Source organism: Pseudoxanthomonas sp. CF385, assembly GCF_900104255.1.
Classification (GTDB): domain Bacteria; phylum Pseudomonadota; class Gammaproteobacteria; order Xanthomonadales; family Xanthomonadaceae; genus Pseudoxanthomonas_A.
This window is the reverse complement of the sequence record NZ_FNKZ01000001.1, coordinates 567,357-583,309: the sequence shown is the minus strand read 5'-3', so window position 1 is coordinate 583,309 and position 15,953 is coordinate 567,357. Positions and strand designations below refer to the sequence as shown.

The following is a 15,953-nucleotide window of genomic DNA, read 5'->3' as shown; positions in this document are numbered from 1 at the left end:
CTGAAGTGTAACGCACGCACCCCGCGGGGGACCTGGCTACGCAGGCGTATGGAACGGACACAACGTAGCTGTCCCGGGACAATCGAAGCACCAAAATAAGACCTTTGCCGTATTGCAACATTGCAATGCGCTTATGATCGACACAGGGGGAAGGCTCGGGGGCGGCATGCAAGACGCAGTGCCAGGGAACGTCGTGCCAACAGCGGCCGCCGGTGCTTCGCACTGGCGCAGCAGCCTGCGCACGCGCATCGCCTTGTGGGCGGGCCTGGTGAACGTGGTGCTGCTGGTACTGCTGGTGGTGGCGACGGCGTGGTTCGCGCGGCGGATGATCCTCGACAACGCGCGCCGCGACACCCAGGCCAGCGCGCAGGAAGCGGTGCAGCGGCTGGACAACGCGATGCGCGTGGTCACCATCACCACGCACGGCATCTCCGACCTGGTGGGCGCGGCCAATCTGGCGCCCGACGAACTCACCGCCACGCTGCGCGCCATGGTCAAGGCCACGCCCGGCTGCGCCGGCGGCCTGCTGGTGCTGGAGCCCCGCACGCGCGAGGACGTGCCCTTCGCCCGCTACGTGGCGGCGAACGGCCGCGACCGCGACCTGGTCGCCGACGGCTATCCGTACCGCACCCAGGGCTGGTACCAGCGCACCGTGGCATCGCCGGGCGGGTGGTGGTCCGAGCCCTACCTCAACCAGACCGCCGGCGCCGTCTGGATGGTCACCTACAACATGCCGCTGCGCGACCCCGGCCGCGGCGCGCGCACCCGCGGCATGGTCAGCCTGGACCTGCCGCTGGCCAACCTCACCGACATGGTCGAATCGCTGGCCAACCTGCCCGGCTGGCGGGTGACGCTGGTGGCGCCGGCGGGCACGCTGGCGCTCAATCCGGAAGTGACGGTCGACCGGCTGGAAACGCTGGACGACTACATCCGCCGCGCCGGTCGCGCGGACCTGCAGGAGGCCGCGCAGGCGGTCAGGCTGCGGCAGCCGCTGCAGCACGCGCACGTCGATGCCGTGACCGGCGAGCGGCGCTACACCGTCGTGGAGCCGGTGGGCGACACGGGCTGGAACCTGCTGGTCGCGCAGTCGTACGAGCTGATCACCGAACGCCTCAACCAGGCGCTGTGGATGCTCGCCGCGGTGGGCGCGCTGCTGGCGCTGGTCTGCATGCTGGTGGTGCGCAAGCTGGCGCGCCACATCAGCCAGCCGGTCGAACGCCTGTCGACCTCCGCCGCGCGCCTGGCCGAAGGCGACTACGCCATGCCCGTGCCGTACGTGGGCCGCCGCGACGAAGTCGGCCAGATGGCGCGCACGCTGGAACACGCGCGCGGATCGATCCGGCAGCAGCTGCGCGAGATCGAGGACATGACGGCGGCGCGGCAGAAGCTGGAGAGCGAGCTGTCCATCGCGCGCGAGATCCAGCAGGCGATGTTGCCGCCGGGCCGGGTGATCGACCGCGAGCAGAGCCACCTGGAAGCGTATGCGCGGCTGGAACCGGCCAAGGCCGTGGGCGGCGATTTCTACAGCTTCATCGAAACCGGTACCGACGTGCTGTGGTTCGCCATCGGCGACGTCTCCGACAAGGGCGTGCCCGCGGCGCTGTTCATGGCGCGCACCGTGACCGTGCTGGAGGTGGCGGCCAGCAGCCACGCCAGCCCCGAGCGCGTGCTGGCCGAAGCCTCGCGCCGGCTGGTGCAGGGCAACGATGCCTGCATGTTCGCCACCGTCCTGTGCGGTCGCGTGGACGTGCGCACCGGCGAGTGCGTGCTGGCCAGCGCCGGCCACGATGCGCCGCTGCTGCTGCAGGCCGACGGACGCCACGAGGAACTGCCGCTGCAGCCCGGCCCGCCGCTGGGTTTCGAAGTGGGCGAGGCGTTCCCGTTGTGGTCGGGCCGCTTGCCGGCCGGCGCCACCCTGCTGGCGTGGACGGACGGCATCACCGAAGCGTTCGATCCCGACAACCTGGCATTCGGTCCCGAGCGCATCCCCGGCGCGCTGCGCCCGGGCGCGAACGCGCGCGACCAGTGCGAAGGCCTGATCGCCGCAGTTCACGCATTTACCGGCAGCGCACCGCAGTCGGACGACATCACCGTGCTGGCCATCCGCCGCCGGCTGGACAGCGATCCCGCTTCCCCCGAAGCTCCGCCATCACAGGAGACCGCGCATGCAGATGCGACTGTTCATTCCCCGTGAGCACGCCCGTGTCGACGACCTCAACGCGTCGCTCGAGGCCGTGCTGGCCAACAACGGCGTCAGCCGCGCGATCCAGTGCGACGTGCGGCTGATCGTCGAGGAACTGGCGAGCAATGCGATCGAGCACGGCGACCTCGCCCGCGTCGATGCCGAGGAACACGAGCTGTGCGTGGACATCGGCATCCGCGATCGCCTGCTGACGCTCGAGTTCCGCGAGAGCGGCGTTCCGTTCAATCCGCTCGACCAGCCGCCGCCCGACCTCGATGCCGACATCCTCGACCGCCCGACCGGCGGCCTGGGCCTGCACCTGGTGCGCCAGGTCTCCGAGGACGCCCACTACGTGCGCGACGGCAACTACAACGTGCTGCGGCTGACGCTGCGCATCCCCACCGAGGAGAACGGACCATGAGCCTGGGCATCGACATCCTGCCGCCGGGCAAGGGCAGCCAGCGCGTGGCGGTCAGCGGCCGCCTCGATACGCATACCTACGAGGATCTGGACGAAGCGCTGGCACCGCTGCTGTCGCGGCAGCTGCATTCGCTGGTGCTGGACCTGTCGGGCCTCGAGTACATCAGCAGCGCCGGCATCCGCTCCATCTTCAAGGCCCGCAAGACGCTGGCGCCGCATGGCGGCAAGGTCCTGCTGGTGAATCCGCAACCGCAGATTCAGAAGGTGCTGGACATGGTCAAGGCGGTGCCGTTGAACGAGATCTTCTCGTCGACCGCGGAAGCCGATGCCTACCTGGATGCGATGCAGCGCAAGGTCCTGCGCGCCGACGAGGACGACGACTGACGGGCGTCGGTCGCTTCGTCCCGCTTTTGCTTTACGATCCGACCTCCTCCCCTCCATACCCGGGCCACCCCACCCGGCACATCCGTCGCACCGAGATGCCCGATGACATTGGAGATTGAGGTCTACCCGCCGGTGAACGGCAACCAGTACGTGCTGCTCAGCGGCCGGCTGGACACGCTCAGCCATACCCAACTCGACGAGGCGCTCGCACCGATGCTCGCCTCCCGTCCGCAGGCGCTGGTGCTGGACCTCGCCCACCTCGACTACATCAGCAGCGCCGGCGTCCGCTGCATCCTGAAGGCGCGCAAGGCGCTCGCACCGCACGAAGGCCGCCTGCTGGTCGTGCATCCGCAGGAACAGATCCGCAAGGTCATCGAGATCGTCCAGGCCGTGCCGATGGACGAGATCTTCGAATCCACCGCGGACGCCGATGCCTACCTGGACGCGCTGCAGCGGCGGATCCTCGACGGCGAGGAGTGAGGTCCGCGCGACACCCGTCGCGCCTCGATCCGATGACCCACCGCCTTGCGGACGCAAGGCAGGGCTCAGGCATGCCCGTGTCGACCGAAGGCCCGCTCCCCAGCGCTGCTGCACGCGCGGACCACGCGCATTCCCTGAAAAAAAGGCGGTGCGCATACCGGCCGCCGCCGAGGGAGAGAGTGCCTGCGTATCCGGCGGCCCGTACCTGCGGTGCCGTCCATGCGGACAGGCTAGGGCGCCGCGCGCGCGGCCCGCATGCGCTGCACCTCAGAGTGACCGGTGTCCGCCGCCATTCGTCATGCCCCCTGCCGGACGTCACCGTGACTTTCGGCGGCGGCGCATCTTCATCCTGACCACATGCATTCGCGGCACCGCCTCCGCGCTCCCTAACGTCGCGACCTCTGGCCGGCGGCATCGCGCCAGTGCCCCGCTTTTTCCCCAAGACACGGAAAGGACCGATGAACAGAGGCCGCATACGCAAGCAGTTCCGCATCACCACGCTCAGCCTGGCGCTTGGCGCCTGTTTTGCCAGTGGCGTACAGGCGCAGTCCAACACCACCGGCAGCGTGTTCGGCCAGGCGGCGGAGGGCGACCGGATCACGGTCACCCACGTGGGTACCGGACTCGAGCGCTCCGTCAGCGTCGGTACCAGCGGCGACTTCCGCGTCGGCGCCCTGCCTCCCGGCCAATACCGCGTCACCCGCACCGATGCGGCCGGCGCCACGAGCACGCGCGAGGTGGCGGTCAACACCGGCACTGGCAGCAACGTCTCCTTCGTGGTCGCAGGCGGGGCCGCCACCCTGGATACGATCACCGTCGTCGGCTCCGCAGCGGTCAATCCCATCGACGTCTCGTCGGTCGAATCGGTGACGATCTTCACCGAAGCCCAGATCGACCGCCTGCCGGTCTCGCGCGACATCACCAACGTCGCGCTGCTCGCGCCAGGCACGGTCAAGGGCGATGCGCGCTTCGGCAACGTCGCGTCGTTCGGCGGCAGCTCGGCGGCGGAGAACGTCTACTACGTCAACGGCTTCAACGTCACCAACATCGTCACCGGCCTGGAATTCAACCAGGTGCCGTTCGAAGCGATCGCCGAGCAGCAGATCAAGACCGGCGGCTATGGCGCGGAATTCGGCCGCTCGCTCGGCGGCGTGCTCAACGTCACCACCAAGCGCGGCACCAACGAATGGAAGGGCGGGGCCAATGTGTTCTGGAGCCCCGACTCGCTGTCCAGCGGCCGCGCGCTCGCGCACGATCCGGAGCGCGACGGCGACTTCCGCATCGTCGAGAGCGGATCCAAGGTCGATACGACCACCTACAACGTGTACGGCGGCGGTCCGCTGGTGAAGGACAAGCTGTTCTTCTTCGGCCTGTTCCAGGGCCAGCGCGACGAAGAGGTCCTCGACTACGAGAACGGCCACGACAAGTCCACGATCGATTCGCCGCAGGGCCTGGTCAAGCTGGACTGGTACATCAACGACGACCACCGGCTCGAGCTCACCGCCTTCCGCGACAAGGCGATCGAGGAGGGCGTCACCTACCAGCGCCCCGCGGGCGACCTGTCGGTCGGCGGCGGCGACCCCATCGGCACGTTCCGCCGCACCACCGGCGGCGACAACTACATCGCCAAGTGGACCGGCTACATCACCGATGCCTTCACCCTCTCGGCGCTGTACGGCTACGGCAAGTACTCGCGCGGCAACGAGAACTCCAATTCGGAAGACTGCCCCTACATCCTGGACGGGCGCAACGCCGGTACGCCGCCGATCGGCGTGGCCGGCTGCTACATCGACTACGACATGCGCATCCCGGACGCCGGCGATACGCGCAAGGCGTTCCGCGTCGACGGCGAATGGCTGCTCGGCGACCACACCCTCCGCTTCGGCCTGGACAACGAAGAGTTCATCACCGTCGACGGCTCCTCGTACTCCGGCGGCGTGTACTGGCGTTACTACAACACCACGCCGGGCACGACCGTGGCGCCGGGCGTGGTGGTGCCGACGGGCGTCACCGAGATGGTCCGCCTGCGCGTGCTCGACAACGGCGGCACGTTCACCACCAAGAACAAGGCCTGGTACGTGGAGGACACCTGGCAGGTCAACGACCGCTGGATGGCCTACCTGGGCATCCGCAACGAAGCATTCGAGAACCTCAATGCCGAGGGCGGCACCTTCATCGACATCAAGGACACCTGGTCGCCCCGCCTCGGCTTCTCGTGGGACGCCAAGGGCGACTCGACGCTGAAGGTGTTCGGCAACGTGGGGCGTTACTACATCCCGGTCTACGCCAACACCAACGTCCGCCTGGCCGGCGCCGAACTCGACTACAACGAGTGGTACACCTTCACCGCGATCGATCCGGTGACCGGCATCCCGACGGTCGGTCCCCAGGTCGGTCCGCGCAACTACAGCAGCGACGGCGAGATCAAGGATCCGCGCACGGTGGTGGACAACAACCTGGAGCCGATGTACCAGGACGAGTTCATCGCCGGCTGGCAGTGGCAGTTCGCGCCGAAGTGGACGCTGGGGATGCGCGGCGTCTACCGCGAGCTCAAGTCCGGCATGGACGACATGTGCGCGGGCAGCGGCGCCGAAACCTGGGCGCTCGCCAACGGTTATTCGGCCGACCATGCGGCGGCGATCGCCGAGGCCCTGTCGCACTGCTTCCTGACCAATCCGGGCAAGGACCTGTCGGCCAACGTCGACCTGAACGGCACCGGCGAGCTGACCGTGGTCAACATCCCGGGCAGCGCGCTGGGGCTGCCGGTCGCCAAGCGCAAGTACAAGGCCGTGGAGCTGATGCTGGAGCGCGCCTGGGACGACAGGTGGTTCATGCAGGCCTCGTACACCTGGTCCAAGAGCCGCGGCAATACCGAAGGCTACGTGAAGTCCGACATCGCCCAGGAAGACGCCGGCATCACCCAGGACTTCGATTTCCCCGGCCTGATGGACGGCTCCTACGGCTACCTGCCCAACGATCGCCGCCACAGCCTGAAGGTGTTCGGCGCCTACCAGATCAACGAGCAGTGGCGCGTCGGCGCGAACCTGATCGCGCAGAGCGGACGTCCGGTGAACTGCTTCGGCATCTACCCGTCGGATGGCCCGGACGGCGAAGCGGTGCAGTACGGTGCCGGTTCGTTCTACTGCGGCGAAGGCGTCGGCACCCCTTACTCGGTCGACGACAGCCTGCATCCGCGCGGCACCTCCGGCCGCGTGCCGTGGGCGACCACGGTGGACCTGCGGGTGGACTACGCGCCCACCTGGGCGAAGGGCCTGAAGCTCGGGCTGATGGTGCAGAACGTGTTCGACAGCCAGGATTACTACCGCGTGGTGGAGATCTGGAACGACGGCGGCGGTGCGGCGGCATACAACTACAAGCACCCGCGCAGTTTCGTCGACCCGCGCAGGCTGACGCTGACCGCGAGTTACGAGTTCTGATGCCTCCCCATCGGGCATCGCCGTGATGCCCGGGCGCCACCGGCGGCGACACCGCCGGTGGCTACATCGCACGCACATGCCCATTCCCTGCCCCCGCTATGTCGACGCCGTGCATCAGCGCGTTCGCTGCATGACGTCCTGCACGCAGCGTGGCATGCGCGATCGCTCACACATGAAACCAATTCATCGCACATCGGATGCCGATCATGCGTCGCATGACCGGCATCGCGCGATGACTGCGTTCCACTGGATTACAGGGGCAATTGTTTGGACCAGGATCCGGTGACACCTACAACGCATCTCGGCGCGCACGCGCACGCGCACGCACCCGCCCCCCCGCCTCGCTCCGCCGCCACTCCCTGCAATACGCGCGTCGTGCTCGCCCAGCGCCCCGTGGGCCGCGACATCGCGGACTGCTTCCGCATCGAGCGGATGCCCTTGCGGTTGCCGAAGAACGGCCAACTCCTGCTGAAGACCGAACTGGTCTCGATCGACATCTGCGCGGCCAGCCGCATGCTGGAAGACGCGCCCGACGGCGACATCCTGGCGCTGGGCCAGGTGATGCCGTGCAGCACCGTCTCGCGCGTGGTCGCGTCGAGGCACGCCGGCTTCAAGGCCGGCGACCAGGTACTGGCGCATACCGGCTGGCAGAGCCACCAAGTCGTCGATGCCACCTCGATCCGTCGCAAGCTGTATCCCGGCGTGGCGCCGGTCAGCACAGCGCTGGGCATCTACGGCATGTACGGTTTCATCGCCTGGTCGGCCGTGCGCGAAGCCTGCGAACCGCGTCCCGGCGAAACCATGGTCGTGGCCGCGGCCAGCGGACCGATCGGCGCCACGGCCGGGCAACTGGCGCAGATGCGCGGCGCGCGCATCGTCGCGGTGACCAGCAGCGAGGAGAAGTGCCGCCACGTGCGCGAGACCTACGGCTTCCCCGTCGCCCTCGACCGCCATGCCGACGATTTCCCCGAGCAGTTGCGGCGCGCGTGTCCCGACGGCGTGGATGTGTTCCTCGAAAGCGTGCACGGCCACTGCATCGATACGGTGATGCCGCTGCTCAACGACGGGGCGAGGATGCCCCTGTGCGGCATGATGGAGGGCGAGCTGTGGCCCGAGCCGGCCAGCGACCGGTTGCCGGCCTTCCTCAACGCCATCCTGCTGCGCCGCCTGCTGGTGCGTTCGTTCACCCATCGCGACGTGACCCGGCTGCATCCGCAGTTCCTGGTGGACCCCGGCTTCATGAGCGAGATGGGCGCACTGTTGCGTTCGGATCATCTCAGGTGGCAGGAGGAGTACGTGGAAGGCCTGGAGCAGGCGCCGCTGGCGCTGTCCCGGCTGGTCCGCGGCGACAACCTGGGCAAGCTGATCGTGCGCGCCACATGACCCCTGCTGAACGTCATCATGACTTTCGGCTGCCCTCGATCGTCACCGGGACTTCCTGCGGTCGTGGCGGACCGGGCGGGGGTCTACCGTTGCCGCCTCACTGTCAGGACGACATCGCGATGCCCCGTTTCTTCCGTTCCCTTCTCCTCGCCGGCGCCACGCTCGTTTTGGCCGTGCCGGCGGTCCAAGCGCAGATGATGCCCGACCCCGGGATGTTCGTCGGCCAGGCGACCGACATCGCCCGGCTCTCCGATTCCGATGCGAGTTGCGAGGCGCTCTACGCCGAATCCGAATGGCTGGGCCGGCGCATCACCGCCCTGCCGCAGGCCGCCGATCCGATGGAGATGTCGCGGCAGATGCAGGACGACATGCGCCAGGCGCAGAAGAAGATGGTGGCCGGCCAGCGCGCCCGCAGTTTCGGCAGCGCCCTGCTCGGCCTGGTGCCGGGTGGCGGCATGGCGAGCGGCGCACTGTCGTCGCTCGGCGGGCGTCCCAACACCGACGCGATCTACGAGGCGATGGACAAGAGCATGAAGGCCCAGCAGGACAGCATGGCCGCGATGGCGCAGCGGGCGCAGTTGCAGGGCCGCCGCGAGCACGTGACGGATCTGTTCCTGGACCGCGCCTGCAAGGTGTCCACGCTCGACCGTGCCGCAATCGCCCGCGCCACCACCGAACTCGACGCGAGCGAGGGCGCCCGCAGCGCCGTTCCGGCGGGCATCGAGGAGCCCGCCACCGCCGAACCGGCCATCGAGGCCGACCTCGGCGCCGACGTCAGCGCGCCGGCGTCGTCGTGACCGTCACCGTGGCGCGGGCGTTCAACCCGGCCCGGTGCGCTCGGCTTCGCGCTGCTGGCGGATCTGCGCGTCCACCGCGGCGATGGCGGTCATGTTGATCACCCGGCGCGGCGTGGCGCTGGTGGTCAGGATGTGGACCGGGCGCGAGATGCCCATCAGGATCGGGCCGATCGCCACGCCGTCGGTGACCACGCGCACCATGTTGTAGGCGATGTTGGCCGCGTCCAGGTTCGGCATGACGAACAGGTTCGCGCGGCCCGACAGCGTGCTGCCCGGCATCATGCGGCTGCGCAACACCTCGTCCCACGCGGTGTCGCCCTGCATTTCGCCGTCGACGTTGAGGTCGGGCTTGCGCTTGAGCAGCAGCTCGCGGACCTTGCGCATCTTGATCGAGCCCGGGGTCTCGTGACTGCCGAAGTTGGAGTGCGACAGCAGCGCGATGCGCGGTTCGATGCCGAACAGCTTCAGGCGGTAGGCGGCCTGCAGCGTGGCTTCGGCGATCTGCTCGGCGGTCGGGTCGTCCTGCACGTGCGTGTCGAGGAAGAAATACGCGCCCTGGTTGTTGATCACGCCGGTCATCGCCGAGGTCGACTGCACGCCCGGATCCAGCGGGATCACGCTGCGCACGTAGCCCAGCTTCTTGTGGAAGCGGCCGACCAGCCCGGTGATCATCGCGTCGGCTTCGCCGCGCGCGACCATCACCGCGGCGATCAGCGTGGGCCGCGAGCGCATCAGGTTCTTCGCCGCCGCCGGCGTCACCCCACGGCGCGACGTCAGCGCGTGGTAGTGCTGCCAGTAGTCGTTGAAACGCGGGTCGTCGTCCTGGTTGGTCACTTCGAAATCGACGCCGGCGCGCATGCGCAGGCTCAGGCGCTGGATGCGCGCATCGATCACGTCCGGACGGCCGATCAGGATCGGGAACGCCAGGCCTTCGTCGATCACCGTCTGCACGGCGCGCAGCACGGTCTCTTCCTCGCCTTCCGCGTACACCACGCGCTTCTTGTCGGCGCGCGCGCGGTCGTAGACCGGCTTCATCATCAGGCTGGTGCGGTAGACGAACTGGCCCAGCTTCTCGCGGTACGCCCACATGTCCGGGATCGGACGCAGCGCCACGCCGGAGTCCATCGCCGCCTGCGCGACCGCCGCGGCCACTTCGACCAGCAGGCGCGGATCGAACGGGCGCGGAATCAGGTATTCGGGACCGAAGCACGGCACGTCGTCGCCGTAGGCCGAACCCAGGTCGGAGGCCTCGCGCCGCGCCAGCTTGGCGATGGCGTGCACGCAGGCGACCTTCATGTCCTCGTTGATGACCGTGGCGCCCACGTCCAGCGCGCCGCGGAAGATGTACGGGAAGCAGAGCGCGTTGTTGACCTGGTTCGGGTAGTCGCTGCGGCCGGTGCCGATGATGACGTCCGGGCGCACGGCCTTGGCGTCGGCCGGGAGGATTTCCGGGTTCGGATTGGCCAGCGCCAGGATGATCGGCGTGGCCGCCATCGTCGCGACCATCTCCGGCTTCAGGATGCCGCCGGCGGACAGGCCGAGGAAGATGTCAGCGCCGTCGACGATCTCCGCCAGCGAGCGCTTCGGGGTGTCGCGCGCATAGCGGGCCTTGTCGGGATCCAGGTGCGGGCGGCCGGTGTAGATCACGCCCTCGCGGTCGAAGGCCAGGATGTTCTCCGGCTTCAGGCCCAGCGCCACCAGCATGTCCAGGCAGGCGATGCCGGCCGCGCCGGCGCCGCTGGTGGCCAGCTTCACGTCCTGGATCTTCTTGCCCACCACTTCCAGCGCGTTGACCACCGCCGCGCCGACGATGATCGCGGTGCCGTGCTGGTCGTCGTGGAAGACCGGGATCTTCATCCGCTCGCGCAGCTTGCGCTCGACGATGAAGCATTCCGGCGCCTTGATGTCTTCGAGGTTGATGCCGCCGAAGGTCGGTTCGAGCGAGGCGATGATGTCGACCAGCTTGTCCGGGTCGGTCTCGTCGATTTCGATGTCGAACACGTCGATGCCGGCGAACTTCTGGAACAGCACGCCCTTGCCTTCCATCACCGGCTTGCCGGCGAGCGCGCCGATGTTGCCCAGGCCGAGCACCGCGGTGCCGTTGGTGACCACGGCCACCAGGTTGCCGCGCGCGGTGAGCTCGCTGGCGGTGTTCGGGTCTTCGACGATGGCCTCGCAGGCGTAGGCCACGCCCGGGGAATAGGCCAGGGCCAGGTCGCGCTGGGTCAGCATCGGCTTGGTCGGAGCGACCTTGATCTTGCCGGGCGGGGACAGCCGGTGGTACTCGAGCGCGGCCTGCTTGAAATCGTCGTTCGTCATCGCGGAAACGGTGCCTGTGGTGAAGGCGGGGGAGCGGCAATTCTACCCGGTCCCCGCCAGGGCCGGATTTGGCCGAATGCGGCGCTGCGTCACGCCGCGAATGCGCAGGCGCGGCTCAGGGCGACATGAAGCGGCAGGCCTCGCGCGCCTGCGACACGCGGCCGCAGGTCTCGCCGAAGGCCGCGGGAGCGGGCCGTGTCCCGGTGTCCAGCCACTGTTCGAGCACCCGCAGGGCGGTCGCATAGGTCGCGTCCTGCAGGCGGCTGTGGTCCTGCTCGTCGGTCAGCGCCTGCAGCAACAGGTGGCTGCGTCCGGCGCCGGCGACCGTGGCGGCGTACGCCGCCTCGGCTTCATGCGACACCGTGGGGTCGTGGCGCGCATGAACGGTGACGGTCGGCAGCACGATCAGGCCGGACAGATCGGCGTCGTAGGCCAGCGCAGCCAGCGCGGCGGGATCGGCACTGAAGCGCTCGACGCCGGCATTGAGGGCGGCATCGTCGTGCGAGCCGCGGTATCGGGTCTTTGCGTTGTCGAACGGATTGCGTCCGTCCAGCCGCTTCTGCACCACGTCCTGGAAGTGGAACGTGCCCCAGGCCAGGTGCGCCACCAGTTGCTTCTCCGCCACGCCGGTCACCGCGAGGATGTCGCGCAGGTGGGCCGCCTGCGCCGGCGTGCGCTTCGCGGCCGGCTGGTCGACGCCGGTGCAGGCGTCGACGCGCTTGCGCAGGTCGTCGCGCGTCATCTTCGCGCCGGCGGGCAGGCCCTGCCACAGCGGGTACTGGGTTTCGTCCGGCGCCGGATGGTTGCGGCAGTAGTACTGGTAGACCGCGCGCAGGTCGGCGCGGAAGCCGTAACCGCGGGTTCCGCCGTAGAGCATGCCGTTGGTGCTGAGCACGCCGTCGTAGTGCGCGCGGCCGTCGATCTCCAGCGCGTACAGCTCGGCCGCTTTCGCCGCCACGTTGCCGCCCCACGACTGGCCATGCAGCAGCGTGCGCTCCGGCCGGCCCCAGCGCGCCCAGAACACGCGCCGGCTGTGCTCCACGTCGGCGGCGGCCATGCGCACGCCGTAGCCGCCGCGCCGATAGGTGGTGCCGATCCACGCATAGCCGTCGCGCACCATCACCGCGAAGCGGTCCAGATCCTCCGCCGAATCGCCGGCTTTCGGTGCGCCCAGCCGAGGCCCGCCGTGCGCGTGCACGACGAGCCGCCGGTTCCAGGCCTCGGGCATGGCGACGAGCAGCCAGGCACCGTGCACGTCGCGTCCTTCGTGGCAGGCCGCGCGCGGCCCCACCGACGCCGGGCACGGGACGGACGCGAACGCCACCTCGGTGTCAGCGGGCGCGGCGGCGGCGGCAGATGTGCCGCCCACCGCCAGCAACGCCGCCAGCACGGGTCCCGTCCAACGACGGCTCAGGCAACGCATGGTGCGTGGATCCTCCTCAGAACGACCGGCTGATGTTGACGTAGAAGTAGCGACCCCAGGGATTGTGCAGCGAACCGCGGTAGCCGCCATCGGCCAGCGCCGGGCCTTCGTCGGTCAGGTCGCGCACGCCCAGGCGCAGGGCGGTGCCGTCCGGGAAGCGGTACTGGCCGTACAGGTTGTGGAACAGGCGATCTTCCACCACCCACGGATCCCCCGACACGCCCAGCAGCTGCGGCTGTTCGAACGAGCTCATGTACTGCGCCGAGTAACCGACGCGCCACGGCCCCTTGTTCCAGGTGAGCGAACCGCTCGCGCGCCATTCCGGACGGCCGTTCTGGCCGATCAGCTGGCTGGGATCCGGCAGCGGCGTCAGCGGATCGATGGTGCCGGCCGCGCGCGCGGCGTACAGCGCGTTGACGATGTCGCCCGGGTCGCGGGTGAACTCCATCAGCTTGGTCGCGTTGAGGCTGGCCGAGAAGCTGCCGAAGCGCGTGCGACGCAGCGACCAGTCCATGCCGATGTCCAGCCCGCCGGCGGTCTGCGGCTGCAGGTTGATGAAGCGGTCGTTGATCGCGATGACCTGGCCGACCGCATCGATGCCGGTGCCGGCGAAGAAATCGATGTCCTCCTGCGTGGGCGCGGCGCGCACGACCAGCGGGTTTCCGCCGCCCTCCACCCGGTTGAGGTAGTCCAGCGTCAGCGCGGTCTGCGCACCGAGCAGGCCGACGATCTGCTCCTGCTTGATCTTCCAGCGATCGACGGTGAAGGTGAAGTTGCCGAAGCGTTCGGGGATGAAGGCCGGCTGGAACACCACGCCGTACGAGGTGTTGGTGCTTTCCTCCGGATCGAGGTCCGGATTGCCGGCCACCAGGAGCGAGGCGCCCGCCGTGTTCTGCCCGCAGGCGCTGAACGAGGCGATGCGGCCGGCGCGCAGGTCGGCTTCGCAACGGATGTGGTCCACGCCGCTGGCCAGGCGCGAATACTGGGTGGCGTTGGTCTGCTCCAGGTTCGGCGCGCGGAAGCCTTCCGAGTACGAACCGCGCAGGCGCACGCCTTCCACCAAGTCCCAGGCCAGCGCGACCTTGGGCTTGGCCACCGAACCGAAGTCCGAGTAGTGCTCGTAACGCCCCGCCAGCTGCATGTCCAGGCGATGCACGAGCGGGATGTCCATGTCGGCCGAGACCAGCGGCACCGCGAATTCCACGTACGCCGAGCCGACGTTGCGGGAACCGCGCGTGTCCGGGTTCGGGCTCACCGCGGCGACGTTGCTGAGGTTGGTCTCACCGGTGACCAGGTCGGTGAAGGTGTAGGTGCCGTCGAGGTTGGCGTCGCGGTTGTCTTCCTGCGTTTCGCGGCGCGCTTCCGCGCCGAACGCGATGCCCACTTCACCGGCGGGCAAGGCGAACAGGTCGGCGCGGCTCATCTTGAAGTCGGCCATGGTCAGCGTGGTGCGCGATTCGCGGACCAGGTCGAACACGATGGCGTCGATCGCGGCTTGCGAACTCGGCGAGCAGTCGCTGTGCGTCGGCGTGGCCACGCAGCCGCCGCTGAACGGGTTGTACGCATCCGGCGTGGACAGCGCCAGCTGCCGCTGCAGCGCGGTCATGTTGATGTTCGGCGACCGGTCCTTGGCTTCGGCTTCGGAGTACAGCAGTGCCGTCTCCCAGTTCCAGCCGTTCCACTCGCCGCGCAGGCCCGCCAGGAAGCGCGCCTGGTAATTCTCCACGCGCACCCGCTGGAAGCCGGTGTCGACATAGCGGTAGTTGCTCATCTGCACCGGCAGGCCGGCGGCCGGCACGTTGGTGAGGCCCGGCAGGCGGTTCGGGTTCGGCGTGCCATCGGGCAGCGTCGTCGCACCGAAGGGATTCCAGTAGTTGCTCGCGGGAATCCACAGGCTGTTGAGGTTCACCACCGGCGGCTGCAGCGCTTCGCTGGTGGCCTGGTAGTAGCCCACTTCACCGAACGCTTCCACGCCGTTGTCGAGCGCGTAGTGGCCGGTGAGGTAGGCGTTGAAGCGCTCCACCGACGGACGCACGGTGGTCCCGTAGCGCGTGTCGTAGCGCATCTCGCGGTTGGTGGTGTTGAAGTTGTGGTTGCCGCTGGCCAGGCAGAGGTCGTTGCCGAGGCTGACGCCGCAGCCGAAGCTCGACGGTTGCACGCGGAACGCGCCGGCCGTGTTCGTCACCGCCGTGCCGTTGGAGCGGATCACCGCGCGCGGACCCACCGTCAGGCGCGCCCACGGCGTGTGCGAGGAGCGGCCATCCAGCACCGCCAGGCCGGCGAAATCCGGATAGTCGGCGAACAGCCCGCGCAGGTCGTCGGTGGACGTGTAGTCCTGGTCCGCCGCCATCAGTTCGGAGCGGTCGGTGTAGTTCAGGAACACCGACACGTTGCCGCGGTCGAAATTCTTGCCGGCGAAGATGTTCGTCTCGAACTCGTTCATGCCCGTGCCCTCGGCGGTGCCGTAGCGCGCACTGGCGCTGACCCCGTCGAAGTCGGTCTGCAGCACGGTGTTGACCACGCCGGCCACCGCATCGGCGCCGTAGATGGCGGCCGCGCCGTCGAGCAGGATCTCCATGCGGTCCAGTCCGGAGACCGGGATCGCGTTGGAGTTGAAGCTCTGCACCGGCACCGTGCCGGTGTCGGACGTGCCCTGGCTGGTCGGGTGCTGGACCAGGCGGCGACCGTTGAGCAGCACCAGCGTGTTGCCGACGCCGAGCGAGCGCAGGTTCACCGAATTGACGTCGCCGCGCGCCGCGTTGCTGGTCTGCGGGTTGTTGGACGCATCGAACAGCACGTCGCCCATCTGCGGAATGGTGCGCATCAGTTCGTCGCCGGAGATCGCGCCGGCGGCATCGATCTGCTCCGCGCCGACCACCATCACCGGCAGCGCGTCGGTGGTGGATGCGCCCTGGATGTGCGAGCCCACCACGACCACCTTGTCCAAGGTCTTGGCATCGTCGGCGGGTGCGGCTTCGGTCTGCGGAGCAGGCTCGGCCGGCGCGGGCGCCTCCTGGGCCACGGCCGTGTGGATGACGGCCAGCAAGGCCAGGGTGAGGCCGCTCCTCAATGGGGCGGCGCGTCGTTGGGTATGCATCGTTCAGTCCCTCCTCTGAAGACGTGGTGTG

General features: G+C 68.7%; 10 protein-coding genes. 7 read left to right on the top strand and 3 right to left on the bottom strand.

The features are described 5' to 3' along the window. Nucleotides 1-166 precede the first annotated feature (166 nt). The 7 genes from BLT45_RS02550 to BLT45_RS02520 all read left to right on the top strand — a co-directional run bounded on the left by BLT45_RS02550 (nt 167) and on the right by BLT45_RS02520 (nt 9,083). Nucleotides 167-2,194: a SpoIIE family protein phosphatase gene (locus BLT45_RS02550; protein ID WP_175455703.1), complete on the top strand. Its 2,028-nt coding sequence runs from the start codon at nt 167-169 to the stop codon at nt 2,192-2,194. Then, entirely contained in the window at nt 2,166-2,603 is a 438-nt protein-coding gene (locus BLT45_RS02545) for an ATP-binding protein (RefSeq protein WP_093294753.1), read from the top strand. The genes BLT45_RS02550 and BLT45_RS02545 overlap by 29 nt, the downstream gene beginning before the upstream one ends. Next, the gene (locus tag BLT45_RS02540; RefSeq protein WP_093294750.1) at nt 2,600-2,986 is read left to right on the top strand and encodes an STAS domain-containing protein; all 387 of its coding nucleotides are present in this window, start codon (nt 2,600-2,602) and stop codon (nt 2,984-2,986) included. Before BLT45_RS02545 ends, BLT45_RS02540 begins: the two co-directional genes overlap by 4 nt. A 102-nt stretch (nt 2,987-3,088) precedes the next feature. Beyond that, entirely contained in the window at nt 3,089-3,466 is a 378-nt protein-coding gene (locus BLT45_RS02535) for an STAS domain-containing protein (RefSeq protein ID WP_093294746.1), read from the top strand. Between the two features lie 458 nt (nt 3,467-3,924). Beyond that, complete coding sequence (locus tag BLT45_RS02530; protein WP_093294743.1) at nt 3,925-6,903, top strand: TonB-dependent receptor; 2,979 nt, start codon at nt 3,925-3,927, stop codon at nt 6,901-6,903. A gap of 375 nt (nt 6,904-7,278) precedes the next feature. Continuing rightward, entirely contained in the window at nt 7,279-8,286 is a 1,008-nt protein-coding gene (locus tag BLT45_RS02525) for an MDR family NADP-dependent oxidoreductase (protein ID WP_139187881.1), read from the top strand. Nucleotides 8,287-8,405: 119 nt separating this feature from the next. Beyond that, nucleotides 8,406-9,083 (top strand): hypothetical protein, encoded by a 678-nt coding sequence (locus BLT45_RS02520; protein WP_093294737.1) that lies wholly within the window; start codon nt 8,406-8,408, stop codon nt 9,081-9,083. A gap of 21 nt (nt 9,084-9,104) precedes the next feature. Here BLT45_RS02520 and BLT45_RS02515 read toward each other — a convergent pair whose 3' ends face one another. The 3 genes from BLT45_RS02515 to BLT45_RS02505 form a co-directional block, all read right to left on the bottom strand. Beyond that, entirely contained in the window at nt 9,105-11,402 is a 2,298-nt protein-coding gene (locus tag BLT45_RS02515) for an NADP-dependent malic enzyme (protein WP_093294734.1), read from the bottom strand. Between the two features lie 115 nt (nt 11,403-11,517). After that, nucleotides 11,518-12,825: an alpha/beta hydrolase gene (locus BLT45_RS02510; RefSeq protein ID WP_139187879.1), complete on the bottom strand. Its 1,308-nt coding sequence runs from the start codon at nt 12,823-12,825 to the stop codon at nt 11,518-11,520. A gap of 16 nt (nt 12,826-12,841) precedes the next feature. Then, nucleotides 12,842-15,922 (bottom strand): TonB-dependent receptor domain-containing protein, encoded by a 3,081-nt coding sequence (locus BLT45_RS02505; RefSeq protein ID WP_093294729.1) that lies wholly within the window; start codon nt 15,920-15,922, stop codon nt 12,842-12,844. Nucleotides 15,923-15,953: the final 31 nt, after the last annotated feature.